The sequence below is a fragment of the Streptomyces bungoensis genome, from assembly GCF_001514215.1.
Lineage (GTDB): Bacteria > Actinomycetota > Actinomycetes > Streptomycetales > Streptomycetaceae > Streptomyces > Streptomyces bungoensis.
Genome location: NZ_KQ948885.1, coordinates 1,747 through 2,242 on the forward strand (window position 1 = coordinate 1,747; position 496 = coordinate 2,242).

General features: G+C 67.7%; 1 protein-coding gene. It reads left to right on the forward strand.

The features are described 5' to 3' along the window. Positions 1–496 (forward strand): acyltransferase domain-containing protein (locus AQJ66_RS35820; RefSeq protein WP_159052695.1); only part of this gene is annotated, 496 nt, incomplete at both ends.

A 496-nucleotide genomic window follows, 5' to 3' on the forward strand; every position in this document is an offset into this window, starting at 1 on the left:
CTTGTACGAAACACACCCGGTCTTCGCCGAGGCTTTCGACGCAGTGGATGCGGAGCTTCCCTTCAGCCTCAAGGAAGTCGTCTTCGGTGACGATCACGAGCTTCTGAACCGGACGGAGTTCGCGCAGCCTGCGCTGTTCGCGCTTGAGGTGGCGTTGTTCCGGTTGCTGGAGTCGTGGGGTGTGCGGCCGGATGTGCTGGCGGGGCATTCGATCGGTGAGATCGCGGCGGCGCATGTGGCGGGGGTGTGGTCGCTTGAGGACGCCTGTCGTCTGGTGGTGGCGCGTGGCCGGTTGATGCAGGCGCTTCCGGCTGGTGGGGTGATGGTGGCGGTGCGGGCCTCGGAGGAGGAGGTGCTGCCGCTGCTCGGTGACGAGGTCGGCATCGCCGCCGTCAACGGGCCGGGTTCGCTGGTGCTTTCGGGTGCGGCGGAGGCGGTGGAGGATGTCGCCGCGCACTTCCGCGGCGAAGGCCGCAAGGTCACGTCCTTGCGGGTG